Below are 26,366 nucleotides of genomic sequence, written 5' to 3' on the forward strand. Positions count from 1 at the left end.
TACCAAGATAAAATACTGTAATTTAATATGGCTCAATACGAACTATTGTTACCAAAAATGGGTGAAAGTGTTGCGGAAGCAACAGTGATTAAATGGGTAAAACAACCTGGTGATTCTATTGAGTTAGATGATACCATTTTAGAAATCGCCACCGATAAGGTAGATTCTGAAGTGCCTTCTCCTGTTGCTGGTAAATTGGTAAAACAGTTATTCGCAGCCGATGAGGTTGCCCAGGTTGGCGATGTAATAGCAATTATAGAAACTGAAGGTGGAGATACCACAACAGATGAAACTCCGGTTGCAGAAAAGCCAGTAGCAGAAGAAAAAACTGAAACAATACCTGGAATTGAACAACTTCCAATAGCAAACAAACCTGCAGCAACAACTGATTTCAGTACCTCTGAGCGCTTTTATTCTCCATTGGTTAAAAGTATAGCCGCACAGGAAAATATTTCACTTGCTGAGCTGGATACAATTAAAGGTTCTGGTACGGATGGGCGCTTAAATAAAGATGATCTGTTGGATTATATTGCCAGGAAAAATGGCGACGTGGTAAAAACGGCCACAGTTGTAATAACGCCACCCGTTCCGCCGGTTAACGAAGTTGCAGCACATAAAACAGAAGCAACCAACCAGGCTCCGATTGCAAATAAACCATCTACAACAAGCGTTAATGGCGCTGACGAAATTATAGAGATGGATAGAATGCGTAAACTTATTGCCGATCATATGGTAATGAGTAAAACAACTTCTCCCCATGTAACTTCGTTTGTAGAGGCCGATGTTACCAATATGGTATTGTGGCGCAATAAGGTTAAAAACAGCTTTGAAAAACGCGAAAACGAAAAGATAACTTTTACCCCAATATTTGTGGAAGCAGTTGCCAAAGCAATAAAGGATTTTCCGATGATTAACGTTTCTGTAAACGGAACGCAGATTATCAAAAAAGGGAATATCAATATCGGTATGGCCGCGGCTTTACCTAGCGGAAATTTAATCGTTCCGGTAATAAGAAATGCCGATCAGTTAAATCTGGTTGGTTTAACAAAAGCGGTTAACGATTTGGCAGGCAGAGCTAGAAACTCCAAGTTAAAACCAGATGAAACGCAAGGTGGTACTTTTACGTTAACCAACGTGGGTAGCTTTGGAAATGTAATGGGTACACCTATTATTAATCAACCACAGGTGGCTATTTTAGCAGTTGGTGCCATTAAAAAGAAACCAGCTGTTTTAGAAACCGAACATGGCGATGTGATTGCGATCAGGCACATGATGTTTTTGTCCTTATCTTACGATCATAGGGTAGTGGATGGTTCATTAGGTGGGATGTTTGTGCGTAGAGTTGCAGATTATTTAGAAGGTTGGGACCTGAACAGGGAAATCTAGTCTGTTTGCAATTAAAAGTTTTAAGTTGGATTAATGCCAACAATTAAACAATTTACAAGTTTAATAATTAAGAATGTTAGCTTCAAATTTAAAATCAATAGTTTCAGATAATGTATTGCACGCCAAATGGTTAAATACATTGTCTTATATGGAAAATGCAGGTGCAAAGAAGATTTCAGCTTCAGAGCACAAAGAGAATGTAAATCTGATTATTCTTAAACATGCTGCTGAAGAGCATCGCCATGCATATTATTTAAAAAAGCAGATTTCGAAAATTGATGAGGCACTTTGTAAAACTTATACCAATGCCGAATTATTATCTCCAAACCATACAAAATATTATCTGCATGCTTTAGATATTGCAGTTTGCCGTTATTTAAAAGCTGAATTTAATCTATCTGGTTACGAATTAAAATTCGCAGCCTATCTATTTGTTACTTATGCCATTGAAGTTCGTGCTGATGAATTGTATCCAATTTATCAGGCTGCTTTGGATGAAGCAAAAAGCAAGGTGAATGTAAAGTCGATTATCCTTGAAGAAGAGGGCCATTTGGAAGAAATGATGAACCAATTGGTAAGTTTTTCTGACGATTGGGAAAATCATGCGGCCGAGGTGATAAAAATCGAAAAAGCATTGTTTGAGGATTGGGTTACTTCCTTAGCTGCTGAATTGCCTGTGAGTGCTTAATCTCTCATAGTCGTTATTACGAGAAGGTTTTTTAGCAGACTAATTTTAGTTAAACCAATCTAATTCTTTGTTGTTTCTATATAAACACAAATATCATGGCTAAATTTTCAGAATTAATTAACGGCGATAAAACTGTTTTGGTCGATTTTTTTGCTGAATGGTGTGGTCCCTGTAAAATGATGAAACCAATTTTGGAACAATTAAAATCGCAGGTGGGTGATTCAGTTTCTATTATTAAAGTAGATATCGATAAAAATCAGCCAGCTGCATCTTCATTTAATGTTCAGAGCGTTCCCACCTTAATTCTTTTCAAAAAAGGTAAACAAGTGTGGAGGCAAAGCGGTGTTTTGCAAGCTGCACAGTTAAAACAGGTAATTGATAACCATTCCTAAACTTCTAAAACACTTTTGGGCGTTACCGCAAAAATACGTTCACTAGTTTTTGGGTAAATGTTATAAAGTCCGGTAAATAAGCTAAACGCCGGCAAAACAGCATATTCTTTACCGAAATAAAAACATGGAAATTTTAACCGTTGTTTTGCTTTTCCAACAATAGTAACTCCGGGGTGTATGTGTCCACTAATTGGGTATAATTCTTCTTCAGTACAGTTAGGTGCATCGTGGATAAAACAAAACGGACCTAAACAAAAACTTGGTTCGTGTATTTCGATATTCATTGCAGCATAATTTGCATCCGAAAGTCGATCATGATTGCCTTTTACCAATAAAAAATTAAGCTCCTGGTATTGCTTTCTCCAGGCAGAAAATTCATCAATATCCGTATTAAGTCCATGGTGAAACATGTCGCCATTGATTAACAATGTTTTAGGCTTGTAATGTTTAATCAACAAACTTAAACGTTGTAGATCAGTTTGGGCAATGGTGGCCGGTACTTGTAATCCCGCCTGACGGAAATGAGCCGATTTCCCTAAATGAAGGTCACTTATGGCTAAAAGTTGATGTTTTGGTAAAAACAAAGCCCTTTCTTTATCTAAAATCAATTCTTCACCCTGGCTTGTAATGGTCATTTATTGTAATTATTGTTTTTTTGAGCTTTTCGAAATATTTATTCGAAAGCTTCAAATCTCTATTTAAATTTTTCAGATTCGGCTTTCATCCTGGCAATCCGTTGTTCCAATTCTTCCGAACTCATGTTTTCACGTAAGCTATCTACTTTAATTGGAAACGATAATGGTGTAAAACTTTTTGGGTTGGTAATCACAATCGCACCATCCTGTATCCGGTTTAACGCTGCTGCCAACCTTGGCTCTTCCAGCTGCTGATAAAATACCTCATCGTAAGCTTGACGCAAAAGTAAATTTTGTTTATCATAATCGCTAAAAACATTAAAAAACAAACCTGCCGATGACTGGAGATGTTTATTTGCGACATATTTACCAGGATAACCCTGAAACACAAGTCCGGAAATACAAGCAATATCCCTGAATTTACGTCGGGCCATTTCAGTAGAATTTATACTTAAAGTAATGTCTTCAGTTAAGTTTTTTGGCGAAAAAACTTCATACGCAATTGATTCATCCATAGGGATTTCTGTCTCGCTAAGTAGTTCAAAACCATAGTCGTTCATGGCAATTGAAAAACTGATTGGTAAAAGTTTACTTAAACGATAGGCTACTAATGCTGCTAAAACCTCGTGTACCAACCGGCCTTCAAAAGGATAAGCAAATAAGTGAAAACCTTCTTTGTTATTAATCAGCTCAATTAACAACTCATCGTTTCTGGGTACATGCGAGCGTTCCTCCTGTAGAAGAAACAAAGGGTAAATAACATCCAACTCTTCATCCTGGTGCGTTTTATCCAGTGCTTCATTGTATTTTTTCCGCAAAACCGATCCCAGGTTAGAGGATAAAGGCAAACGGCCACCATTCCAGCTTGGCGAAACTGCATTTTTTTGCTTGCTCACCCTCACCACAACTGTCATATCTTTAACCTGGATAAATTCTAAAACCCTGCCAGCCAAACGGAAATTATCCCCGGCTTTTAAACGGGTAACAAAATATTCTTCCACCATGCCAATGTAACCGCCAGAAATGAATTTAACTTTCAGCATTGCATCACTTACAATTGTGCCAATATGCAACCTGTGCCGCATAGCCAACTGCCTGCTTTTGACTTTCCAAAGCCCATCTTCGTCTTTTACTACCTTTTTAAATTCCGTATAGGCACTTAAGCTTTCACCACCCGAGGTAATAAATTGCATTACCCAGGTCCATTCTTCTGGTAAGATAAGTTTGAAAGCGTGTGTATTTTTAATTTCTTCAAATATAATTTTATCATCAAATCCATCACCTATGGCTAATGTAACCAGATATTGAACCAGGGTATCAAAAACCATAATAAAGGGCTCACGACTCTCTATATTGTTTGTTTTGGCCGCTTCTTTAATCGCAGCAGCTTCTACCAATTCCAAAGCATGAGTAGGTAGAAAATATATTTTCGAAGTTTCATGCGGGGAGTGACCAGAGCGGCCAGCCCTTTGCAAAAAACGGGCAACCCCTTTCGGCGAACCCACCTGAACAACAGTATCAACAGGCTTAAAATCTACACCTAAATCTAACGATGAGGTTGCGATAACCGCTTTAAGCTGCCCTGTATGTAGCGCATCCTCAATCCAGTTTCGAAGCTCAAAATCAATAGATCCATGGTGTATGGCAATCCGTCCGGCCAGTTCAGGTTCGATATTCAACAAATGTTGATACCACATTTCTGATTGTCCACGGGTATTGATAAAAATTAGGGTAGTTTTACTTTTCTCAATGATAGGCAGGAGTTTGTAAGCGAGTTTTAAACCTAAATGGCCTGCCCATGGCAATGTTTCAATATCATCAGGTAAAATTGATTTAATTACAATTTTCTTTTCTAAATCGGCCTTTACAATGATGCGTTTAGCCTCTAAATTGGGTTCTAATACATCCAGAGCCTCATCAATGTTACCAATAGTGGCAGAAATGCCCCATATTCTTAAAAACTGATTTTTTTCTAGTTTTTGTAACCCTTTTATCCGAGATACCGCAAGTTCTACCAGTACGCCGCGTTTACTCCCTAAAAGTTCATGCCATTCATCAGCTACAATACATTTAAGGTTTCTGAACAAAGTTGATGAACCTTTTTGTGCGAGTAATAAATGCATGCTTTCGGGGGTAATCAACAAAATTTCCGGCATCGACTTTTTCTGCTGTAATTTTTCTGCCTGAGAAGTATCGCCATTACGTACACCAACATGCCAATCCAGTTCCAACTCCAATAAGGTTTCGCGCATTACCCTTGCAATGTCTTTTGCTAATGAGCGGAGAGGGGTAATCCAAATTAACTGTAAACGGTCTTTCGCTTTTTTATTATTCGCTTCTGATGCGTTTAAAGCTTCAATAACCACTGCCAAAAATAAAGAAAAGGTTTTACCGAAACCTGTAGGTGCATTTACCAAACCACTATAACCATTAAGATAATATTGCCAGGCATCTTCCTGAAACTGAAATGGCTTACGTTTTTTAGTCTTTAGCCAGGTTTTTATCTTTTTATAACCTTTGGTTTTGGTTTGGTCCATGATTAAATACTGTTTCTTATAGTTATATTCCTCGGTCTGGGTAATCACAGACCGAAAATTCTCAAATTATAAATAATAGTCTGTACAGACACAAAGCATGGCTTATTTTTTTTTGAAAAGCAATAATAGTAGTCCTTCGGTTACAGCAGCCCCGCCATACGCTTTACCTTTTTTGTGATTTTTCTTTTAACATCAACTATATTCCAGCAAAAAAGGGTATCGCTACTATCGGGTTTAAAATCGCGAGGCAAGCTGTTCAAGCTAAACCACCCCCTCAGTCTGTGTTATCAAAACCTCGCAGGTTTAAAAATACCTATTTCCTCGGTCTGTGTCCCCAAAGACCGAAATTTTCAATTTTCGACTAATAGGTCCGTATAGACACAAACCATGGAATCGCATTATAAAGTAGATTGCAGCAACTGCCTTAAATCTTCCAAAGTATTAATTTCATCGGCTTTTTTATCTTTTCTCCACCGCAATATACGTGGAAAGCGCAAAGCCAAACCTGCTTTATGCCTTTTACTTTCAGCAATTCCTTCAAATGCAATTTCGAAAACCAATTCGGGTTTTACTGTGCGTACAGGTCCAAATTTTTCAATTGCATTTCGGGTTACGAACGAATTTACTTCTTTAATTTCTTTATCTGTTAAACCTGAGTAAGCTTTAGCAATCGTCACGAGGTTTTCGCCATCACGAACCGCAAAAGTATAATCAGTAAAGAAATTTGCCCTTCTGCCACTTCCTTTTTGTGCGTATATCATTACGGCATCAACCGTATATGGATTAATCTTCCATTTCCACCAATCACCACGTTTTCTACCACTATGATAATGAGAAGTTAGCTTTTTAAGCATAATCCCTTCACTGTTGATTGATCTCGAAGTTTGCCTTAATTCGGCAAGTTCTTTCCACGAACTGCATTTAATTACAGGAGATATTATTACGGGGCTTTCAGCTAAGCCACCAATTAACTTTTCAAGTATTTTCCGTCTTTCACTCAAAGGTTCCTCTCTGGCATCTTTGGCTTCATATTCTAAAATATCATAAACAAAAAATCCAATAGGTGCATCTTCCAGTTGTTTTTTACTAATTGTTTTACGGTTTAAACGTTGTTGTAAAGTGCTGAATGATAAAACCTGTTTATCTTGTACAGCCAATATTTCCCCATCTAAAACCACTCCATCCGGCAAAACATCAATCATAAAATGCAGTTCAGGAAACTGTTCGGTAACCAGTTCTTCGCCACGGCTCCAAATAAAAAGTTCGCCGTTTCTTTTTACAATTTGCCCCCGGATGCCGTCCCATTTCCATTCGGCCTGCCATTCTGAAACATCCCCCAGCTTTTCCGGTTCTTGCTCTAAAGCATAAGCCAGGCAAAAGGGGTAAGGCCAGGAGTTATCGGTATTTACATGAATGCCGTTTATCAGTTCATTAAAGGTAATTTCGTAAGGATTCCATTTTCCCATGATGCTGTGCATAATCTGCGCGCTATCTAAACTGCTTTGCTTGGCTAATGCATTTACCAACATTTTATTGGAAACACCAATTCTGAAATTACCGGAGATTAATTTATTAAAGATGAAACGTTCCTGGGTTTCGAGTTTGTTCCAGGCATTTAAAATAAAATCTTTTTTTGTTTCGTCGTCTTTACCTTCCAGATTGTGCAGATCTTCTATCCATTTATGCAGCTGAAAATCTGAGGTGTTTTCGGCTGGTGGCAACAACAATGCAATGGTTTCACTTAAATCGCCAACATTCGAATAACTTTCGGCGAATAACCATTCCGGAGTTTCGGTTATATCTATCGCCCAATACTTAAGTAATGCCGATTTAATTGGCCTTTTGGGTTTTTTACCAGTAAATAAGGCAATTACCCATACTTTATCTTTATCATCGGCATAATTGAAATAATCAACCAATGCTGCGATTTTATCGTTGGTTTTATTACTCAGTTCGAGCTGTTGGATCAGTTTTGCAAAACGTTTCATAGTTATTTACTTTCGTTTTGATCGGCTAAATCCACTTTATTTTCTTCATCGTCTTCCTGCCCAAATTTGGTTAATACTTCAGCAGCTTCTATGCCCTCATCATTTAAAAACCGACTAAATGCAGCTGTAAAACCATGGGTAACATATACTTTTTCGGCTCCGGTTGCAGTAATGGCTTCCATTAGGCCAGGCCAATCTGCGTGGTCGCTTAGCGCAAAACCTGCATCGGCACTTTGCCAACGGCGGTGTGCTCTTACCTGCATCCAGCCAGAGCATATACCGGTAACCGGATGTGATAAATTTTTAATCCATCGGCTATCGCGCATGGCAGGTGGCACAATTACAATGCCTTTCTGCAATTCATCTTTTGTGGTTTCTGGTGTAATCCTAATGGTTTGAGGAAGATTAACACCGGCAGCAATAATTACTTCATTTAAATTCGCAATACTATTGTGTACATAAATTGGTATATCGCCAGCCAGGTTTTTGATTAAACGTTGCGCTTTGCCCAAGCTATAAGCAATTAATACGCTTGTTTTCTGCTGAGTAATGTTATCATTTACCCAACTTTTTATACCATTAAATACCATTTCCTGCTTTTGCCATTTGTAAACAGGAAGGCCAAAAGTACTTTCGGATACAAAAGAATGGCACTTAACTGGCTCAAAGGGCGTAGTAATGCCATCATCTTCAATTTTATAATCACCAGAGATCACACAAATTTCTCCTTTATATTCCAAACGAACCTGTGCTGATCCAATGATATGTCCGGCAGGAAAAAATGAAATATTAACGCCGTTTCTAATTATATTTTCACCGTATTCTAAAGTTTCTACGTTTAAATCTTCACTTATCCTGCGTTTAATTATAGGTTTGGTTAAAGTGTGGCAGAGGTAATATTTATTACCAAAGCGAACATGATCGCTATGTCCGTGGGTAGTTACAGCATAATCTACAGGCCACCAAGGGTCTACATAAAAATCACCTTGTTTACAATAAATGCCTCTTTTAGTAAATTCGATTAATGCCATAGGTACTAAACAATAAATTTGTTGATTAGTTTTAAATCAATATCGGCTAAATACCCGATAATTTAAAATATCGGCTAATTACCCGATAAAACGGAATATCGGCTAATTACCCGATATGAACTTTGAAATATGAATAATTAGCACGATATTGTATCATGATTTGTATTATAACAGGCGATATAATAGGCTCAAGAAAGATTAAAGATAGCTGGTTATTGAGTTTAAAAAATGCTTTAAAAGTAGTTTCGGGGCAGCATGGCAAGTGGGAAATCTTTCGTGGGGATAGTTTCCAGGTTGAGGTTCTCCCAGAAGATGCAATTATAACTGTTGCTTATTTAAAAGCATGTGTCAGGACAAATAAACCTGCGGATGTAAGAATGGGAATAGGTATAGGAGGCATCAAAAATAAAAGGAAAAAGCTTTCAGAATCCAGTGGAGAGGCTTTTATTAACTCAGGAGCGGCATTCGACAGTTTGAAACAGGCGAAAACTAACTTAGCCATTAAAACAGATTTTCCTGATTTTGATGAAGAGATTAATATAATGATTAAACTGTCGTTAATTGCAATGGATAACTGGGGAGTGGTAGCTGCAGAAATGGTAAAACTTGCCCTGGAAAATGAAAATCTGTTACAAAGTGAATTAGCAGCTATTTCTGGAAGAACACAATCATCAGTAAGTGAAGCACTTAAACGAGCACGTTATATCGAAATTATGGATATGGATAGGCTTTACCGTAAAAAATTGAAACAAATGATTTTAAAATAATGGATATATATTTGATTAAACTGATTATTGCCCATTTAATTGGAGATTTCTTTTTGCAGCCCAGCACTTGGGTAAAAGATAAGGAAAGCAAGAAATTGAAATCAACAAAATTATACCTGCATGTGGCCATCCATGTAATTTTGATATTTCTTATTTTCTTGAGTTTTGGCGTATGGAAAGTTGCTTTATTGATCGGAGTTATCCATTTGCTTATCGATGCGCTAAAATCAATTTTTCAGACGAAGAAAAATGCACAAATACTGTTTTTTATTGACCAGGTTTTACATTTTACCTCCATAGTAGCGGTATGGCATATTTTTTACAAAGGAAGTTTAGATATCAGTTTTTTAAATGAAACCCGCACATGGGCTTTAATTTCGGGTGCAATGTTTTTAACCATGCCCACCTCAATCATTATGAAAGTGATTATCGATAAATGGATTCCGGATAATCAGCCAGATAGCCCAAAATCGTTACAGAATGCAGGTAAGTACATTGGAATATTAGAACGGGTACTTATTTTTCTTTTTATTCTTACCAACCATTTTGAGGCTGTCGGTTTTTTACTTGCAGCTAAATCAATTTTTAGATTTGGAGATCTGAAAGAAGCACACGACCTCAAATTAACAGAATATGTATTGATTGGAACTTTGTTAAGCTTTGGAATTGCAATTGTAACTGCCATGCTTATTCAAATGTTTATTGCATAAAAAAAGCAGCCCGAAAGCTGCTTTTCAAAATTTTTATCTTGCTCCCGGAGGACAGTTTTCCTTTAAAAACTTGGTATAAGTTAAGGATAAATGCTCGCTTGTTCCTTCTCCTTCAGAGATACTGTGGGTACGGTTTGGGTAACTCATCAATTGAAAAACTTTTCTGTTTTTAATCAATTCATTAATTAACATTTCGGCATTTTGATAGTGCACATTATCATCGCCAGTACCATGGATGTACAATAAATTACCCTTTAAGTTTTTAGCATAAGTAACAGGAGAGCCTTTTACATAAGCTTCTTTACTTGGAAAAGGTGTACCCATATAACGTTCCTGATAAATATTATCGTAAGTTAACTGGTTGCCAACTGCTGCAATTGCAATACCTGTTTTGTAAATTTCAGGATATTGAAACATCAGGTTTAAAGTTGAAGAACCTCCACCGCTCCAGCCCCAAACAGCTACACGGTCTTTATCCATAAAAGCATTGGTAGCCAATAATTTTTTAGCGGCCATGGCCTGATCGCGGATATTGATTACACCAATATTTTTATAGATGCTTTTACGCCAGGTACTGCCTTTCGGAACCGGTGCACCTCTGTTATCCATCGAGATATAGATATAACCATCTTTTGCCATATCACCTGCATAAAGGAAATTTCTTCCTGCACCATAGGTATCAGATGCTGTTGCCGAAGCAGGTTCACCATAAACATAAAATACAACCGGATATTTCTTATCAGGATTAAAATTATCAGGTTTTTTCATCCAACCGTCCATTTCAATGCCATCTTCAGTAGTTACTTTAAAAAACTCAACCTTATTTTTAGCTGCTTCTTGTTTGGCCAATTGAGTAGTAATGCTTCCGTCCATAGTAAATGGATTACCAGTTGTAAAGTTCATCCATTCTGTAATCGGTTTAACAATAGAACTATTATAAGTGTGGCGGGCAAAAGCGGCATTTGGAGAAATATCGTAACTGTGTGTACCTGGTAAAATAGAAGGGGTAACCTGCTCTAATTTTCCTTTTCCATCTAACTTGGTTTTAAAAAGATATTTCTGGGTTGCGTTTGTTGGTGAGGCAAGAAAATAAACCATGTTATTTTTAACATCAATCAGTTTTACATCAGTTACATCATAGTTTCCTTTTGTAACTAATGTTTCTTTTTTTCCGTCAATACTGATTCTGTAAAGGTGGTTCCAGCCGTCTTTATCAGATACAATTGTAAACTCTTTATTGTCGTTTAACCATTTCCATTCATCTTGCGGATCGATCCAAGCTTTGGCCTTTTCAGTATAAATTGCTTTTGCGCTGCCGCTAGCTGCATTACAGATAAAAACTGTACTTTCATTCTGCTCTCGGTTTAGCTGTTGCAAAATAATTTCATTACTACTTGGTACCCATTGCATACGCGGGATGTAATGCTGAATATTATCACCAGGAACAGCCAGCCAGTTTGTTTTGGCGGTTGCTACATCAACTACACCAACCTTACAAGCAGATGGATTTTCGCCAACTTTTGGATACTCAACAGGAATGGTGTATGGATAAATAGAATCAGTATTATTGATCATTAAAAAGTTTTTGATTTTTGTTGCATCAATTTGCCAATAAGCAATCGATTTTCCGTCAGGGCTCCATCTAAAACCATCACGGCAATCAAATTCTTCTTCATAAACCCAATCGAAAGTACCGTTAATCATGCGGTCGGTACCATCTGTAGTTAGGGCTTTGGAGCCTGACCCATCAATATTTTCTACATACAAATTGTGTTTGCTAACGTAAGCCACTTTACTTCCATCCGGAGATAATTTTGCGAACATTAGTGAAGAGGCCGGCTTATCTTTTCCAATCTGGGTAATTTTATTGGCTGTTAAATCTGCCAACCAATAATCACCGCGGGTATCGTAACGCCAAACTTTTTTGCTATTGGTATAAATCAAAGCTTTGGTGCCATCATCTGAGAGCTGAAAACTTCTTACCGCAATTGCATTATCCTTGCCTGCGGGTGTTAATAATGCTCTTGATATAATAGTTTTCCGATCGCTTTTAGGAAGTGTTACCGAAACAATTTCTCCACTTGCAATCTGATAGTAAGCGTTACCGTCTTTAGCCCAGTTGATACTTTGAGCCTTTGCATCAGTTAATGCACAAAAAACCATGCAAATAACTGATAATCTGAATAATAAATTTTTAATCATATATAAGTTTTGGACATAAAAAAAGCTTTTCAACTTTCGGGCTAATTTAAATAAAAAGCCTGCAGTTAAAAAGCTAATAATTAGCAGTAATTGGTTAATTATTCACCGCCACCCTGCATTTTTGCTAGATCTTCCATTGTTACCACTTCGTAACCTGTTGGTACTTCTTTAGAAATTACACCAACTTTACCTTCGACAACAGATTTTAATGTTGTAGTGGTTTCTACACCTCTTTGAACCAAAGTATATTTTACTGGAAAAGCAGCTAAACCAGGGAAATAGTTTTGAGAACCTACATTTGGTAATTCGACATCTTTTGTAGCCCAAAGTTCAAGTGCAGTACCTTTTTCATCTTTAAAAGTATATTTTTCTGCGCTAAAACCACCAATAGTCTGTTTTTCGCCAGTAGCTTTAAAATCAGAATATTTCGGGATAGCACCCATTGCTTTTTCAATATCAGCTTTAGTTTGTTTAACGGCAAATTGCTTTTGAGCAACTGGCACATCAATTAAAAGTAAGCCAGTTTTTTCATTGTTATCAGAAACGATCCCAATTAAAGCCGGACCTTGTTCCATTTCAATTTTGGTTAAACCATTGTTAAATTTCATTTTCAGTTCAGCAGGTGGTTCTTGTCCGCCCATTGCTGATTTTTGTTCTTCTGTTAATTTGTAAGTCAGGCCGTAGGTAATTGTACCTTCAGTCATTTTCTTTTGCGCATGGGCGATGATTGCACTACTTACCAGGATTAAAGCAACAACGCTTGTTTTGATTGATTTGAACATTTTTTATTTCTGTTTAGTTATTTACCAGTTAATTTTCTCTTTATTTAAAAAGGCAGAGATCCCTTTCTTAAAATCGTCACTTTCCCTAACACGGGCATTAATTTGCACTGCAGTTTCAAGGCATTTTTCCAAAAGCGGATTGGCCGTTTGCGTAATGAGCTGTTTAGTAATCATTAACGAATTACTAGAGCTTCCGTTACACAAACTTAGTGCAAATTCTCTTACTTTTTGATGAATTTCGGAGGAATTTGTTACAAAATTGATCAAATTATATTTTAATGCCTGTTCGGCAGAAAAGGTTTTTCCGGTAAGCAATATTTCTTTAGCCACAGATTCGCTGACTTTCTGTTTTAAAAAGCAAGATACAATAGCCGGAACAAAACCAATTTTAACTTCGGTATAGCCAAAATTACTTTCAGGAGTTGCAAAAACAATATCGCATATTGTGGCCAAACCGCAACCGCCGGCAATAGCATGCCCTTCTACCTGAGCAATAACAACTTTAGGCAAATAATAAATGGTTGTAAAGAGTTTTTTTAAGTGATTGGAATCAGCAACATTTTCTTCGAAGGTATTGTGTTGCAACTGTTGCAGGTAAGCTAAATCTGCGCCGGCACTAAACGAATCTCCATTGGCATTTAATACAACAACTTTAACAAAGTCATCTTCTGATGCAATGATTAAGGCTTCCGTTAGTGCAGCAATGAGCTGAGGATTTAGGGCGTTTCTTTTTTCAGGTCTATTTATGGTTATTGTTGCAATTCTATCTGCAACATGATATAAAACCAGATTTTCCATGTTATTGAGTTAGTTGCACCAAATATGCTTTATTTTTCTTTAAAACATAGGCACCCAAATGATTATTTTTCACAACTTTTTTAAAAATTTCAATCTTATAATCTTTGTTAGTGGCATCAATTAAAACATTTTTATACTTTATGCTGGTACTTAATGTTGCCAGCTTAAATTTTGTATTTCCACTGATCCACAGGGTAGAAAAATCTCCATTCCCCTCTAATTTTTTATAATTTAATGCATCATTTATTATTAATATTCTATAATCAGCAAATACAATTTGATTATTTTTTAATATAAAATTGCCCTGAATGGTATCTCTTTTTAAATCAATTAAAGAAATCTTATCAATCTGTAGTTGCGACAATGCTGGTTTAACAAAAAAATCATAGTTTTTGTCAGCCTCATTTAAATCTGTAACCAAAACACAATTTCTTCCGTTAATGAATGCAGCTGCATAATTTTTTCTGAGTGAAAAGAAAATGATCTTTTGCTGATGATAAGTCTTCAAATCATCGTTTATAATTAAGGTTTGATAGCAGACAAAAAAGAATAGTGATGAAAATATAAACTGTTTGTTAAATTTTGCCAGACCATAAATAAATAAACCTAAAGCTAAACTCAGCAATATAAATTCAGGGAGATCAATCCATATTGATGAAAAGGTTGCGTAGGGGAGTTCAGCGATCCACCTGAGTACTGAGTTTGTAAAATTGATTATCCATTCGAAAATTGGCGCTAAAAAGCTAAGCCATGGTACCAGTATCGCAATTCCCAAATACATCATTAATACGAGGGGAATGGTGATAAAAAGATTTCCAAAAAGAAAATAAACAGGAAATTGATGAAAATAGTAAATGCTTAATGGAAATGTAACCAATTGTGCAGATAATGACATGGCTGTAAAATTCCACAATTTATCTACCCATTTATTTTTAACGTAAATCAGGTTGTATATCTTAGGTTGCAAATAAATCAATCCAAAAACCGCGAGATAAGAAAGCTGAAATCCTACATCCCAAATTAGAAATGGATTATAAATCAGTTGGCAAAAAGCGGAGAAAGCCAAAATATTATAACTATTTGTGTTTTTGGATAAAACTTTTGCTGTAATTAAAATGCTGATCATAATTGTCGATCGAACAACAGAAGGAGATAAGCCCGTTAACAAAGCATATCCCCAGATTAATGTACAGATTAATATTAATTTCAGAATTTTTAAAGGGCGTTTCCTATTCATGAAAAGAAATAGAAAATCTAATACAACGTAAATAATTGCAACATGTGCGCCCGATACAGAAAGTGCATGGATTGTTCCTGTTTTGCTATAAGCAGAAAGGGTTTCTTTATTTAAATCTGCTCGATACCCCAATATTAACGTAGAGGCTACTGCAAATGCTTCATCGCTCTTAATTAATTTTCGATATTTTCTAACTTGTTTTTCTCTTAGCTTCAATGCAAATGCTATAAGCACATTACCTTTGTTTTTACCTGTTTTTATCAAATGGCTATCATCTATAAATGCCTGATGGTAAATGTTTTGATTGGCTAACCAGGCTTTAAAGTTAAATTCTGCCGGATTATAAGGTGGCTCAACTTCAGCATATTGGGTCGAAACCATAATTTCATCACCGTAATTTATCGTGAGGGGAGTTACACTGTCTAATCTTACTGCAAAAAGCAAATGGCCTGACAGTTTAATGTGTTGCTCATTTTGGTATCCTGATATTACTTCTGCCTTAAATCTTAAAATATGATTGCTTATCTGGGGCTCATCTTTAACCCATACCCTTAAATTGGTATATTTTTTATTTGCAAAGTAATTATCCTTTAGCGTTTCATTATTATGCAAGCAGAGTAATCCTCCAAGGTTGAAAAAAAACACAAAAAATAAAATACCAATTGTTCCTTTATACTGATATGCTTTAAACTTTTTGTAGGTAGAATTTATGATTATAATGCTTGCAAAGCATAATGCTGTAATAATCTGCAAAAACTGCAAACAACTTTTTGTCGCAAAAAAGTAGCATACAACAATTCCAGTTACAAACGGCAATAGAATTCTTACAAAAACATATTCAGCCTTTAACATGCTAAAACTGGTACCGCAACTGCATTTTTAATTCTGATTTTTTATTGCCCTTAATTTCATCAAGGTAGGTGCCAACGGTTTCTACATCTTTGTAAATAAACAAGCCGTAACGAAGCCAGATATTTAATTTTTTGGCCACATTATATTTTAGGTTTAAATAAGTTCTGTATCCTTTTCCACTATACATTCCGAAACTAAAACTATATAAAACATCATCTTCATAGGCGTAAATTCGGCTATTGTAGCTCGCTGTGTTGAAATATGCCAGCCGTATATTCCCAGTGAGTTTAGAAAACATGGGAGAATAATCAACATCCTGATAAATCAGGTAACCAAACTCGCCTTTAGTATTCCCTTTTTTAAATTGTGAAAGCTCAGCACGGTTCTGGAAACTCCAGCTTTTGTTCAATTGCCAGTTTATTTCGGCCCGGTATCCAGTCCTAATTACATTATCCAGAAAATTTACAGGCACATCTAAATCGGTATTTTGTTGTTTTCGCTCAGTTTTAAATCTAACCAGAGCCTTAAAACCTTTAGATGGCATATATACTGCCTGTCCGAGTATTTCATAACCTTTTGAAGGTTCATCAACACGGTATTTTAACCACGGAAACCGAAAATAATCGCCGTAAAATGAAAACGCGAAGTGTTGATTCGGGTTAAAATTTAAACCGGCATACAAGCCCTTTTCATTTATCGCTTCGCTGGATTCGGATACGGCTTGATTAAAGAAGCTGTGATAATCTTTAGCATAATTACGGTAAGTTAAAGCAGCAGAAAAGGACCTTGACAAACTGATAAGTACACCACTAACGTATGCAAAACCACCACCTAAACCTTTCGCACCTTCACCGTAGAGGTACAGGTTTTTATACGTGTAGTTGTAAAACAAACCCAAATTTGTTAATGATTTACCGGTAAAACTATATCGATCATAGGCAGCTGTTTGCGTAATGAAACTATTTCCATAATTACTTCGATATGCAATTGCACCGATTGCAAATTCGTTTTGAGCATATTGTACTACTGCGCCATAAATTCTTTGCGAAAGCACATTCTTATTTTTAATTTCAGACGGCGTTCGGTGCAACCCGGTTTGATTAATTGTTGACTGAACCAAATCACCTTGCCCGTCTATCTTCTTTTGACTGGCATCGAGATTTCTAAAAGAAAGGAAAGGGGTAATGTCGATATTTTTAAACAGGTTTATTGTTGCGGAGGCTCCCCTAAAAAATGAATATTCATTTGTAGAGTTATAAGGTCTTAAGCCCAAATCTTTTTTAGCCACACTCGTCACATCAGGGCCCTTTCCAAAAGAAAAGCCAGACCATAATGTTAAACCCTGTCCAAATTGCAAAGTATAATCGCCCAGGATAAGTTTTTTTAACTTACCTAATTTGAACAAAGCCAAATTTCCTGAGTAAAAATCAAAAGGCTTGCCTCCAAATTTCTCTCCAGCATCTTTATCCAAGGTAATTGCTGCTGATAAAATTGTGCTATAATTGTACCTATAACGGGCCTGAAACCTCTCGGGTGAACCCAAATATCTGTTCCCGGGTAAATCGGTAAAGCCTTTTTGTTTTTGGAGGTTTTGAGCAAAGCGCATCATGAAATCATGTTCACTATCTCTGAAAACGTTTTTTAAGGTGATTTGCTCATATTCACTGTTATTTGTTAAGGTTACGAAAGGCAATAAACTTTGAACAGTTTTGGCATCAAAGCCATCTATACTTTGTAATTCCAATACATCAACAAATTGACCGTTTTCTTTTACATAAGAGAAAAAATTACTGATTTGCAGTGGTGATAGAAAAATAAACGTTTTTAACTCTTCGGGAGATGTGCGGTTTAAATTAATGGGATGTTTACGATACTTCGTCATAACATCAATCAGCTCGCTCATGTCGTAATCTTCAGGAAGATTTTCAGCCATACTCTCCAATATATCGCGGATATCATTTTCCTGTCCATTACTCTGCGCATAAGTTAAATTGGAGCCAGCAATTACAAAAACAACAACCATTAGTTTAGGCCGTAATTTTAACCATGATGTTTTTAAGAAGATTTTCCAGGAATATCCTGGTTTTGATAACCGGGAGATTTCACCAATCCATCGCATTAAACGATAAATCAGGTTATTTAGAGTAGTTAATAACAGGAAAAAAAAGACAAGCAACAATAAATACCATATTTTCATAAGCAGTAATTAAACTATTAAAGAAAATGGGGGAGATTATTGTATTACTTGTGCAAGTATACAGAAAATAATTACTAAACTACAATATAAGTATTTTTGAATATTATTTATTGTAGTATAAAGCAGCGGATGGTTTAAAGCTCATCAGCTAGATTTACCAGGAAACCTTTCAGCTTTTCTAACGAGTCAATAATTTTTTGATTTTCGCGTACGCCTGTCTTATTATTTTTAAGGTAATCTTTGGCACCTTTTAAAGTAAAGCCTTTTTCATCTACCAAATTGAAGATAATTTTTAAATTCTCGATATCTTCAGGAGTGAATAGACGGTTGCCTTTTTTGTTTTTTTTAGGCTGAAGAATATCGAATTCTTTTTCGTAAAAACGGATTTGGGATGCGTTTACATTAAACATTTCAGTCACTTCGCCCATGGTATAATACATCTTATTAATGTCTCTTTCTTTATACGGCATATTTTGTGCTTGATTATGAGTGTCTTATATCGATTAATTAAAGTATTCAAATGTAGCTCGAATTTTCCTTATTAACGCAATAAAATTTTAATTTTGTTCCCTCCAATATTATTGAAATGACAGCAAAAGAGATTAGACAGGCATTCCTTAGTTTTTTTGAATCGAAACAACATCATGTTGTTCCTTCCGCACCGATTGTGGTTAAAAACGACCCAACATTAATGTTTACCAACGCAGGGATGAACCAGTTTAAAGATTTGTTTCTTGGAGAAGCTGCTATAAAATATGCCCGGGTGGTTGATACTCAACGTTGTTTACGGGTTTCGGGTAAACATAATGACTTGGAAGAAGTAGGTATTGATACTTATCACCACACCATGTTCGAAATGCTGGGCAATTGGAGTTTTGGCAATTATTTCAAAAAAGAAGCCATTGCCTGGAGCTGGGAATTATTAACTGAAGTTTATAAAATTCCAAAAGATAAGTTATATGTTACCTATTTTGAAGGTGATGAAAAAGAGGGATTGGAAAAAGATCAAGAAGCTTACGATCTATGGAAACAGTATGTTGACGAAAGCCACATTTTACCAGGAAATAAAAAAGATAATTTTTGGGAAATGGGCGATACAGGACCATGCGGACCATGTTCTGAAATCCATGTAGATTGCCGTACCGACGAGGAAAAGGCTACCGTTAATGGTGCTACACTTGTAAATGCCGATCATCCTCAGGTTATCGAAATCTGGAACAATGTATTTATGCAGTTTAACCGTTTAAAGGATGGCTCGCTGCAAAGTTTGCCTGCTAAACATGTAGATACAGGAATGGGATTTGAGCGTTTGGTACGTGTTTTACAGGAAAAAACCTCTAATTACGACACCGATGTTTTTCAACCGATGATTCAGTTTATCGCAGAAAAATCTGGAATTCACTATGGTGCTGATGAGAAAACAGATATCGCAATGCGTGTAATGGCCGATCACATTCGTGCCATATCATTCGTTATTGCCGATGGTCAGTTACCCTCAAATAACAAAGCTGGTTACGTTATCCGCAGGATTTTGCGTCGCGCTGTTCGTTATGCTTATACCTTCTTAAACTTCAAGGAGCCTTTTTTAAATCAGTTGGTACCTTTATTGGCTGAACAATTTAAAGGCGTTTTCGATGAATTGATTTCGCAACAGGATTTTGTACAGAAAGTAGTTCTGGAAGAAGAAGTTTCGTTTTTAAGAACTTTATCAACAGGAATTCAGCGTTTCGAAAAATATCAGGCTGCTAATAATCTTGTTGAAGGTAATTTTGCTTTTGAGTTATCAGATACCTTTGGTTTTCCGATCGATTTAACAGAATTAATGGCCAGAGAAAAGGGTTGGAGTGTCGATTTAGCTGGCTATGATCAAGCTTTGAAAAAACAAAAAGACGATAGCCGTGCTGCAACCGCAATTGATACTGGTGATTGGATTGTTGTGAATACAGAAGATCAGAGTGAATTTGTGGGTTATGATGATCTGGAAGTAGAAACGGAGATTTTAAAATACCGTAAAGTAAAAGCCAAAGGAAAAGAGCAATATCAGATTGTTTTACGCCAAACACCTTTTTACGCAGAAAGCGGTGGCCAGGTTGGAGATACAGGCCGTTTGGAAGATCACAGCCGCCAGTTTTGGGTTGATATTACCGATACAAAAAAGGAAAATGGACTAACTGTACATTTTGCAGATATATTACCCGATAATTTGGAAGGTAAATTTTGGGCTGTTGTAGACGAAGATAAACGTGTGTTAACAGAAGATAACCATTCTGCAACACATTTACTCCATGCTGCTTTAAAGCAGGTTTTGGGTAAACATGTAAACCAGAAAGGCTCATTGGTTAATGCAGATTACCTACGTTTCGATTTTTCTCACTTTGCTAAAGTAACTGACGAAGAATTGGCGCAGATTGAGGTAATTGTAAATCAAAAGATTAGACAAAATATCAAATTAAAAGAACAACGCAATGTTCCTTATCAGGATGCAATAGAAAGTGGCGTAACCGCTTTATTTGGCGAAAAATATGGTGATTTTGTAAGGATGATTACATTTGACGATCATTTTTCAAAAGAACTTTGCGGTGGTACCCACGTAAAAGCAACCGGACAAATCGGATCTTTCAAAATTATTTCTGAAAGTGCAGTTGCTGCTGGTGTTCGCCGTATCGAAGCCATTACTGCCGATAAAGCGGAGCAATATTTCTTGGATCAAAGAAAAGAACTTGGACATTTAAAAGCTTTATTAAACGGAAGTAAAGATTTATCAGCATCTGTTCAGGCTATATTGGACGAAAATGCAAAACTGAAAAAAGAAATAGAAAAATCTACTTTAGAGCGTGTTAATACTTTAAAACACGAAATTGTACACCATGTTAGAGGCATTCACGGTATTAATTTGATAGCGAAACACATCGATTTACAAAGTGCTGACGCAGTTAAAAACTTAGCGTTCTCTCTTAAAGATATGATCGATAATCTTTTCCTGGTTTTTACCACAGAAATTGATGGCAAACCAGGAATAACGGTAATGCTTTCTGATCATCTGGTTAAAAAAGGATTAAATGCATCAAATATTGTTCGCGAACTTGGGAAAGAAATTCAGGGAGGTGGAGGCGGTCAGCCGTTTTATGCTACAGCCGGAGGTAAAAACCCAGCAGGTTTACCGATAGTTTTGGAAAAAGCGGAGCGTTTTATTCCTCACCACTAACCTAATAAACATTAAAGTGTTAGAATAAGTTCAGCACAATGATACAGCAATAAAAAAGAGGCCCTAAAGCCTCTTTTTTATTTTAATGTCTACCATGTTTTTCACGGTGTCCTCTAGAGAATAAACTGGAATTTACTCTTCTGTCATGATACCTGTTATCTACGCGGTATGATCTATAATTATTTCTTGGCGAACTGTATCTGACTCTATTACCACCGCCACCGTACGATGAACGGTAATAATTGTTATGATGAGAATAAGTTACCCGATGAGAATTGTAATTGCGATAAGGATTATTTCCATATACCACTACCTTTCTACCTCTATGCAGATCATATCCTCTATATCTGGCTGGCAAATACCTCGATCTGGTCCATCTGTTTCCATTTAAATAAACAAATTGCCTTTGTGGAACGTAATAATAAGATTGAACTTCTGGGAGATAGTAATAATTAACATCTTGATAACCCGCCGGAACCCAGGCAGGTTGAGCACCAATATTTACATTAATACTTACCTGAGCGTTAGATTGATTAGATGTTAAAGCCACGATACCTACAATCGCGGAGATGAGAAATAACTTTTTCATAATAATCTATTTAATTTGTGTGTACTTCAGTAATTCAAACGCTGTGCCAAAATTTCTATTGTAACAGAGATATAAAAAAAGGAGCTCCCTAACGAAACTCCTTTACCTTTTAACCTATAAACAGTAGCCTAATGTTTGTCTTTACCTTTTCCATGGCCATGTCCCTTATTTTCTTTCCCGTAGATTTTTTTTGCTTGTCCGGGAGGCATACCATGAGGGTGGCCTTTAACAACGTAATATCTACTGTCATCACTATCTCTAATAATTAACTGACCTTTATTGCCTTTGTACTTCGCATATTTTACCTTATCATTTTTAAAATTCAGGTAAGGCTTTGGCGAATTAACAACAACTTTGTATCCATTATATAAATCATAATTACCATATCTGCCCGGTAAAGAATTTGAAAAAACCCAATCATTTCCATTTAAGTAAACAAATTGTTTGCGCGGAACACTGTAGTAACTTTCTACATCCGGAAGGTAATAATAATCTACATGATCATACCCGGTAGGGCCCCATAATGGTTGTGAGCCAATGTTAACATTTACATTTAACTGTGCTTTTACTTGAGTACTTAGCAATGAAACCATCATTACTACAGCAATTAAAAATAATCTTTTCATAAAAATTTAATTTGTGTGTTTTTGTTTAGTACTAAACACGTGCCAAAAAATATTAAATAAAAAGGGAGCTTCTCCCGAAACTCCCTTTTCACAATTAGATATTATTTTTAATGACGATCATTACCTCTATTATCATTACGATTTCCCTCTGAGCGACTATTGCCATTATTGTTTCGTTGCGGACGGGCGTTGTTTTGTGCTGGCCTTGTAACATTTCTTTCTACAATTCGGGTAGAACGGTTATTATTTCTAACTACAACAACATTATTATTTGGCCGTTGATTGTAGTTTAGATGGCCTTTAACCACATAGTACTTAGCATCGCGACTATCTCTTATAATAGTTTGACGGCCACTATAGTTTTTGTATTTGCTATACCGCGCTGCATAAACATTGTTTCTTAAATATGGTTTTGGCTCATTAATTACCACTTTATAGGCACGATATAGATCAAAGTTTCCATATTGAGGTGGTAAGTTGTTGGCTGAAATCCAACGGCTACCGTTAGCATAAATATACTGGCCGGATGGTACATAGTAATATGCATTTATATCAGGAAAATAATAGTAGTCTACATGGTCATATCCTGTAGGACCCCAAACTGGTTGAGAACCGATATTGATATTTAAGCTAACTTGTGCTTTTGCATTGTTTATGCTGAATAATGAAACCATCAAAACTGCAGCAAATAAAACTAACTTTTTCATAACATTTAAATTAAAGGTTTCTTTGTGTGTATTTGCTGAGATAGACAAAACAGACATAACCAAGTTTAATTGTAGCATCATAATTTAACATTCTTTAACGATTGCCTAACCCATTGAGTAAAATGCAGAAACAACTGTAAAAACCATATTTACAGCGGTTTATTAAATAATTTATACTACAAATTCTTTTAATTTGCTGCTTTTAACAATTAATCACTAAAATTTATGATTATTTTCATTTACTCAATAAATTGAGTAATTGCCATGGCATGAATTTTTAAAAATTTCTCCTTCAAGCCTTTTTTAACGAAAGACTAAATAATAACTATATTTGACACATTAATATTCACCACAGATTGAAAACTGTGGTGATTAAACTTATAACATCACGAAGCTTTAAATGCCTTTACAAGAAACAAGCCCCCAAAATACTTTCGAACTCGTTTCAGGACTGGAAATTCATGTTCAGTTAAATACAAATACAAAAATATTTTCAGCTGATAGTGCATCTTTCGGGGCTTTGCCTAATCAAAATATATCTACTGTTTCGCTGGCCCTGCCAGGTGCATTGCCTAAATTGAACAAAGAGGTAGTGGCAAAAGCTATCCGTATCGGCTTGGCTTTAAACTGTACAATTAACCAGGTTAATCATTTCGACCGAAAAAATTATTTCTATGCTGATCTGCCTAAAGGATATCAGATTACACAAGATAATCAACCTATCTGTATAAATGGTTTTCTGGAACTTCAATTGGCAGATGGTTCTACAAAAAAAATAGGGATCAACCGCATTCACCTGGAAGAAGATGCAGGAAAAAGTATCCACGATCAGGATGAAAATTACTCTCTAGTTGATTTAAACCGTGCCGGGGTTCCGTTAATTGAGATTGTTACCGAGCCTGATATCCGCAGTTCGGAAGAAGCTTCAGTTTTGCTGAGTGAAATCAGAAAACTGGTAAGACACTTAAACGTAAGTGATGGCAACATGGAAGAGGGCAGTTTGCGTTGCGATGCCAATATTTCTATCCGTGCCAAGGGTACTACAACATTTGGTACACGATGTGAAGTAAAAAACCTAAACTCAATGCGTAACGTACGTAGAGCCATGGATTTTGAATTTGGCCGTCAGGTAGAAGTGATTAGCAATGGAGGCCGGATTATTCAGAGCACATTGAATTTTGATGCTGATAAAGGCACCACTTCACCAATGCGTACAAAAGAGGAAGCTAACGATTACCGTTATTTCTCAGATCCGGATTTACAACCGATTTATATTTCTGATACCTGGTTAGCAGAAATTAAATCGTTGATGCCTGCATTACCAAATGAAATTTCTAAACAAATGATCTCAGAATTTGGAATAAGTAAGGCAGATGCAGCACTTTTTGCTGAGGATTTAGAACTTTTAAATTATTTCAATCAGGCACAACCCCTTGTTAACCATAAAAAAAGTCTGATCAATTGGCTAATTGGCCCGATAAGAGCTGTGCTAAATGAAAAAGGAATCACCATAACAGATTTTAAGGTAAATCCGCCGCAATTGGCAGAAGCCATTAATTTGGTTGATGATAAAAAAATAACACAACAAATTGCCATTCAACAGTTGTTACCTGCTATTGAATTGCATGAAAATACAAAAGTGGCAGACTTGGCGCAGTCATTAAATCTCCTTATTACCGAAAATGGAGATGAATTAAGCACTTTTATTGATGAAGTGTTAAATAAATACCCGCAACAGGTAGAAGCGTACAAGAAAGGTAAAAAGGGCGTTTTAGGTTTGTTTGTTGGTGAGGTAATGAAACTCGCCAAAGGTAAAGCAGACGCCAAAAAATTAAATGAATTAATACTTGAAAAATTGAAATAATGAGACTAAAACAATTGAGCATTATCATGCTGATCGCTATTGCTTTTACTGCATGTAAACCTAAAGATAGCTTTACCATTGATGGAACTTTTCAGAATCCCGGAACGGAAAAGAAAGTTTTTTTATACGGCATGCAGAACAGTAATATGGTTGCAATTGATTCGACCAATTTATCAGAAAAAGGAGAATTCAAATTTATCCGTAAAACACCATCTGTCGATTTCTTCAGGGTATCAGTTGGTAACCACGAATTTATGCTGATTGCAAAAAATGGCGATGACATTAAATTGGAAGCTGATTTGGCTGATAAAACTATGGCATATAAAATTTCGGGCGCAAATGAAGTAGATAAATTATCAGAGTTAAATGCCATTAGAAACAATTTTGCAAAACAAGTAGAAAAACTGCAGGCTGATTTTGAAGCCAAAGTATCAAAACAGCCGGAGAACAGGGCTGCTGTGCTTGAATCGATGAAGCCACAGTATGAATCGTATATTAACCAGTTGAATACAGAGATTATTAAATTTGCTAAAGATAACAAAGGAACGCTTGCTAGTTTCTATGCAATGAACACTTTAAGTCCGCAGGAATATGAAGCTGAATTGGTAAAATTTGCTGATGAAGTTAAAGAAGAAATTAAAGGAAATGCTACAGTAGACGCTTTTGTTAAGCAAATGGCCTTATTAAAGGCTGTACAGGTAGGCCAGGTTGCGCCTGCATTTACAATCAATACGGCAGACAATAAACCCGTAAATTTATCTGATTATAAAGGTAAATACGTATTAATTGATTTTTGGGCATCATGGTGTCAGCCTTGTCGCCAGGAAAACCCTAATGTGGTTAAAGTTTACAATAAATACAAAGAAAAGAACTTCGACATTATCGGTATTTCTTTAGATACAGATAAAGCAGCCTGGTTAGGTGCAATAAAAGCTGACGGACTAACCTGGACACATGTTTCGGAATTGAAAGATTTTAATGGCGAAACGGTTAAAAAATACCAGGTGCAAGCCATACCAACTTCTTATCTTGTTGATCCTGCCGGAAAAATCGTTGCTAAAAACCTGCGTGGCGATGAACTGGAGGCATTTTTAGCTAAAACGTTACGTTAAAACAAATTCCATGTTAAACTAATTTAAGTAATTAACAATTTCTTAACTTAGGCTTAACTAT

The 26,366-nt window shown here is 36.2% G+C and carries 21 protein-coding genes; 8 read left to right on the top strand and 13 right to left on the bottom strand.

Features of this window, described 5'->3' with window-relative positions:
- Window positions 1-27: 27 nt before the first annotated feature.
- The 3 genes from ACZZZW_RS16085 to trxA all read left to right on the top strand — a co-directional run bounded on the left by ACZZZW_RS16085 (window position 28) and on the right by trxA (window position 2,466).
- A complete protein-coding gene (locus ACZZZW_RS16085) occupies window positions 28-1,386 on the top strand; it encodes a dihydrolipoamide acetyltransferase family protein (RefSeq protein ID WP_463494891.1) in 1,359 nt (452 codons plus the stop codon).
- A 73-nt stretch (window positions 1,387-1,459) separates the two neighbouring features.
- Window positions 1,460-2,074 (top strand): hypothetical protein, encoded by a 615-nt coding sequence (locus ACZZZW_RS16090; RefSeq protein WP_463494893.1) that lies wholly within the window; start codon window positions 1,460-1,462, stop codon window positions 2,072-2,074.
- A gap of 95 nt (window positions 2,075-2,169) precedes the next feature.
- Entirely contained in the window at window positions 2,170-2,466 is a 297-nt protein-coding gene (trxA, locus tag ACZZZW_RS16095; RefSeq protein WP_463494895.1) for a thioredoxin, read from the top strand.
- Here trxA and pdeM read toward each other — a convergent pair.
- The 4 genes from pdeM to ACZZZW_RS16115 form a co-directional block, all read right to left on the bottom strand.
- Window positions 2,463-3,101 carry a ligase-associated DNA damage response endonuclease PdeM gene (gene pdeM / locus ACZZZW_RS16100; RefSeq protein ID WP_463494897.1) on the bottom strand — a complete coding sequence of 213 codons (639 nt, stop codon included), beginning with the start codon at window positions 3,099-3,101 and terminating at the stop codon, window positions 2,463-2,465. The genes trxA and pdeM overlap by 4 nt on opposite strands.
- A gap of 59 nt (window positions 3,102-3,160) precedes the next feature.
- On the bottom strand, window positions 3,161-5,638 hold the full coding sequence (locus ACZZZW_RS16105) for a ligase-associated DNA damage response DEXH box helicase (protein WP_463494899.1): 2,478 nt from the start codon (window positions 5,636-5,638) through the stop codon (window positions 3,161-3,163).
- A gap of 398 nt (window positions 5,639-6,036) precedes the next feature.
- Window positions 6,037-7,626 (bottom strand): ATP-dependent DNA ligase, encoded by a 1,590-nt coding sequence (locus ACZZZW_RS16110; RefSeq protein ID WP_463494901.1) that lies wholly within the window; start codon window positions 7,624-7,626, stop codon window positions 6,037-6,039.
- Window positions 7,627-7,628: 2 nt separating this feature from the next.
- Window positions 7,629-8,657: a ligase-associated DNA damage response exonuclease gene (locus ACZZZW_RS16115; RefSeq protein WP_463494903.1), complete on the bottom strand. Its 1,029-nt coding sequence runs from the start codon at window positions 8,655-8,657 to the stop codon at window positions 7,629-7,631.
- Between the two features lie 155 nt (window positions 8,658-8,812).
- Between ACZZZW_RS16115 and ACZZZW_RS16120 the strand changes: the two genes are divergently transcribed.
- Both ACZZZW_RS16120 and ACZZZW_RS16125 read left to right on the top strand, forming a co-directional pair.
- Window positions 8,813-9,424, top strand: a complete 612-nt coding sequence (locus tag ACZZZW_RS16120) for a SatD family protein (RefSeq protein WP_463494905.1) — start codon at window positions 8,813-8,815, stop codon at window positions 9,422-9,424.
- On the top strand, window positions 9,424-10,134 hold the full coding sequence (locus ACZZZW_RS16125; RefSeq protein WP_463494907.1) for a DUF3307 domain-containing protein: 711 nt from the start codon (window positions 9,424-9,426) through the stop codon (window positions 10,132-10,134). The genes ACZZZW_RS16120 and ACZZZW_RS16125 overlap by 1 nt, the downstream gene beginning before the upstream one ends.
- Window positions 10,135-10,167: 33 nt before the next feature.
- On the opposite strand, the gene ACZZZW_RS16130 is transcribed toward ACZZZW_RS16125, so the two are convergent.
- The 6 genes from ACZZZW_RS16130 to ACZZZW_RS16155 all read right to left on the bottom strand — a co-directional run bounded on the left by ACZZZW_RS16130 (window position 10,168) and on the right by ACZZZW_RS16155 (window position 18,672).
- Window positions 10,168-12,336: a S9 family peptidase gene (locus ACZZZW_RS16130; protein WP_463494909.1), complete on the bottom strand. Its 2,169-nt coding sequence runs from the start codon at window positions 12,334-12,336 to the stop codon at window positions 10,168-10,170.
- Window positions 12,337-12,434: 98 nt separating this feature from the next.
- On the bottom strand, window positions 12,435-13,118 hold the full coding sequence (locus ACZZZW_RS16135) for a DUF4412 domain-containing protein (RefSeq protein ID WP_463494911.1): 684 nt from the start codon (window positions 13,116-13,118) through the stop codon (window positions 12,435-12,437).
- Window positions 13,119-13,139: 21 nt separating this feature from the next.
- The gene (locus ACZZZW_RS16140; protein WP_463494913.1) at window positions 13,140-13,916 is read right to left on the bottom strand and encodes an enoyl-CoA hydratase/isomerase family protein; all 777 of its coding nucleotides are present in this window, start codon (window positions 13,914-13,916) and stop codon (window positions 13,140-13,142) included.
- 1 nt (window position 13,917) lies between these two features.
- Window positions 13,918-15,906, bottom strand: coding sequence for a ComEC/Rec2 family competence protein (locus ACZZZW_RS16145; RefSeq protein ID WP_463494915.1), 1,989 nt, complete (start codon window positions 15,904-15,906; stop codon window positions 13,918-13,920).
- Between the two features lie 100 nt (window positions 15,907-16,006).
- Entirely contained in the window at window positions 16,007-18,028 is a 2,022-nt protein-coding gene (locus ACZZZW_RS16150) for a helix-hairpin-helix domain-containing protein (RefSeq protein ID WP_463494917.1), read from the bottom strand.
- 308 nt (window positions 18,029-18,336) lie between these two features.
- Window positions 18,337-18,672, bottom strand: coding sequence for a MerR family transcriptional regulator (locus ACZZZW_RS16155; RefSeq protein ID WP_463494919.1), 336 nt, complete (start codon window positions 18,670-18,672; stop codon window positions 18,337-18,339).
- 116 nt (window positions 18,673-18,788) lie between these two features.
- Between ACZZZW_RS16155 and alaS the strand changes: the two genes are divergently transcribed.
- Entirely contained in the window at window positions 18,789-21,407 is a 2,619-nt protein-coding gene (gene alaS / locus ACZZZW_RS16160; RefSeq protein WP_463494921.1) for an alanine--tRNA ligase, read from the top strand.
- A gap of 82 nt (window positions 21,408-21,489) precedes the next feature.
- Here alaS and ACZZZW_RS16165 read toward each other — a convergent pair whose 3' ends face one another.
- From ACZZZW_RS16165 to ACZZZW_RS16175, 3 genes are all read right to left on the bottom strand, one after another.
- Window positions 21,490-21,996: a hypothetical protein gene (locus ACZZZW_RS16165; RefSeq protein ID WP_463494923.1), complete on the bottom strand. Its 507-nt coding sequence runs from the start codon at window positions 21,994-21,996 to the stop codon at window positions 21,490-21,492.
- Between the two features lie 128 nt (window positions 21,997-22,124).
- Entirely contained in the window at window positions 22,125-22,622 is a 498-nt protein-coding gene (locus ACZZZW_RS16170) for a hypothetical protein (RefSeq protein ID WP_157255500.1), read from the bottom strand.
- Window positions 22,623-22,729: 107 nt separating this feature from the next.
- Entirely contained in the window at window positions 22,730-23,410 is a 681-nt protein-coding gene (locus ACZZZW_RS16175; RefSeq protein WP_463494925.1) for a hypothetical protein, read from the bottom strand.
- A gap of 319 nt (window positions 23,411-23,729) precedes the next feature.
- Between ACZZZW_RS16175 and gatB the strand changes: the two genes are divergently transcribed.
- On the top strand, window positions 23,730-25,193 hold the full coding sequence (gene gatB, locus ACZZZW_RS16180; protein WP_463494927.1) for an Asp-tRNA(Asn)/Glu-tRNA(Gln) amidotransferase subunit GatB: 1,464 nt from the start codon (window positions 23,730-23,732) through the stop codon (window positions 25,191-25,193).
- Window positions 25,193-26,305 carry a TlpA disulfide reductase family protein gene (locus tag ACZZZW_RS16185; RefSeq protein ID WP_055913794.1) on the top strand — a complete coding sequence of 371 codons (1,113 nt, stop codon included), beginning with the start codon at window positions 25,193-25,195 and terminating at the stop codon, window positions 26,303-26,305. The genes gatB and ACZZZW_RS16185 overlap by 1 nt, the downstream gene beginning before the upstream one ends.
- Window positions 26,306-26,366 lie beyond the last annotated feature (61 nt).

It is taken from the genome of Pedobacter sp. AC379 (assembly GCF_979258145.1).

What these genes read in the sequence shown, in the direction of transcription:
- ACZZZW_RS16085 (WP_463494891.1), top strand. Translation starts at nt 28, where the DNA reads ATGGCTCAATACGAACTATTGTTACCAAAAATGGGTGAAAGTGTTGCG.
- ACZZZW_RS16090 (WP_463494893.1), top strand. Translation starts at nt 1,460, where the DNA reads ATGTTAGCTTCAAATTTAAAATCAATAGTTTCAGATAATGTATTGCAC.
- trxA (WP_463494895.1), top strand. Translation starts at nt 2,170, where the DNA reads ATGGCTAAATTTTCAGAATTAATTAACGGCGATAAAACTGTTTTGGTC.
- pdeM (WP_463494897.1), bottom strand. Translation starts at nt 3,101, where the DNA reads ATGACCATTACAAGCCAGGGTGAAGAATTGATTTTAGATAAAGAAAGG.
- ACZZZW_RS16105 (WP_463494899.1), bottom strand. Translation starts at nt 5,638, where the DNA reads ATGGACCAAACCAAAACCAAAGGTTATAAAAAGATAAAAACCTGGCTA.
- ACZZZW_RS16110 (WP_463494901.1), bottom strand. Translation starts at nt 7,626, where the DNA reads ATGAAACGTTTTGCAAAACTGATCCAACAGCTCGAACTGAGTAATAAA.
- ACZZZW_RS16115 (WP_463494903.1), bottom strand. Translation starts at nt 8,657, where the DNA reads ATGGCATTAATCGAATTTACTAAAAGAGGCATTTATTGTAAACAAGGT.
- ACZZZW_RS16120 (WP_463494905.1), top strand. Translation starts at nt 8,813, where the DNA reads ATGATTTGTATTATAACAGGCGATATAATAGGCTCAAGAAAGATTAAA.
- ACZZZW_RS16125 (WP_463494907.1), top strand. Translation starts at nt 9,424, where the DNA reads ATGGATATATATTTGATTAAACTGATTATTGCCCATTTAATTGGAGAT.
- ACZZZW_RS16130 (WP_463494909.1), bottom strand. Translation starts at nt 12,336, where the DNA reads ATGATTAAAAATTTATTATTCAGATTATCAGTTATTTGCATGGTTTTT.
- ACZZZW_RS16135 (WP_463494911.1), bottom strand. Translation starts at nt 13,118, where the DNA reads ATGTTCAAATCAATCAAAACAAGCGTTGTTGCTTTAATCCTGGTAAGT.
- ACZZZW_RS16140 (WP_463494913.1), bottom strand. Translation starts at nt 13,916, where the DNA reads ATGGAAAATCTGGTTTTATATCATGTTGCAGATAGAATTGCAACAATA.
- ACZZZW_RS16150 (WP_463494917.1), bottom strand. Translation starts at nt 18,028, where the DNA reads ATGGTTGTTGTTTTTGTAATTGCTGGCTCCAATTTAACTTATGCGCAG.
- ACZZZW_RS16155 (WP_463494919.1), bottom strand. Translation starts at nt 18,672, where the DNA reads ATGCCGTATAAAGAAAGAGACATTAATAAGATGTATTATACCATGGGC.
- alaS (WP_463494921.1), top strand. Translation starts at nt 18,789, where the DNA reads ATGACAGCAAAAGAGATTAGACAGGCATTCCTTAGTTTTTTTGAATCG.
- ACZZZW_RS16165 (WP_463494923.1), bottom strand. Translation starts at nt 21,996, where the DNA reads ATGAAAAAGTTATTTCTCATCTCCGCGATTGTAGGTATCGTGGCTTTA.
- ACZZZW_RS16170 (WP_157255500.1), bottom strand. Translation starts at nt 22,622, where the DNA reads ATGAAAAGATTATTTTTAATTGCTGTAGTAATGATGGTTTCATTGCTA.
- ACZZZW_RS16175 (WP_463494925.1), bottom strand. Translation starts at nt 23,410, where the DNA reads ATGATGCTACAATTAAACTTGGTTATGTCTGTTTTGTCTATCTCAGCA.
- gatB (WP_463494927.1), top strand. Translation starts at nt 23,730, where the DNA reads ATGCCTTTACAAGAAACAAGCCCCCAAAATACTTTCGAACTCGTTTCA.
- ACZZZW_RS16185 (WP_055913794.1), top strand. Translation starts at nt 25,193, where the DNA reads ATGAGACTAAAACAATTGAGCATTATCATGCTGATCGCTATTGCTTTT.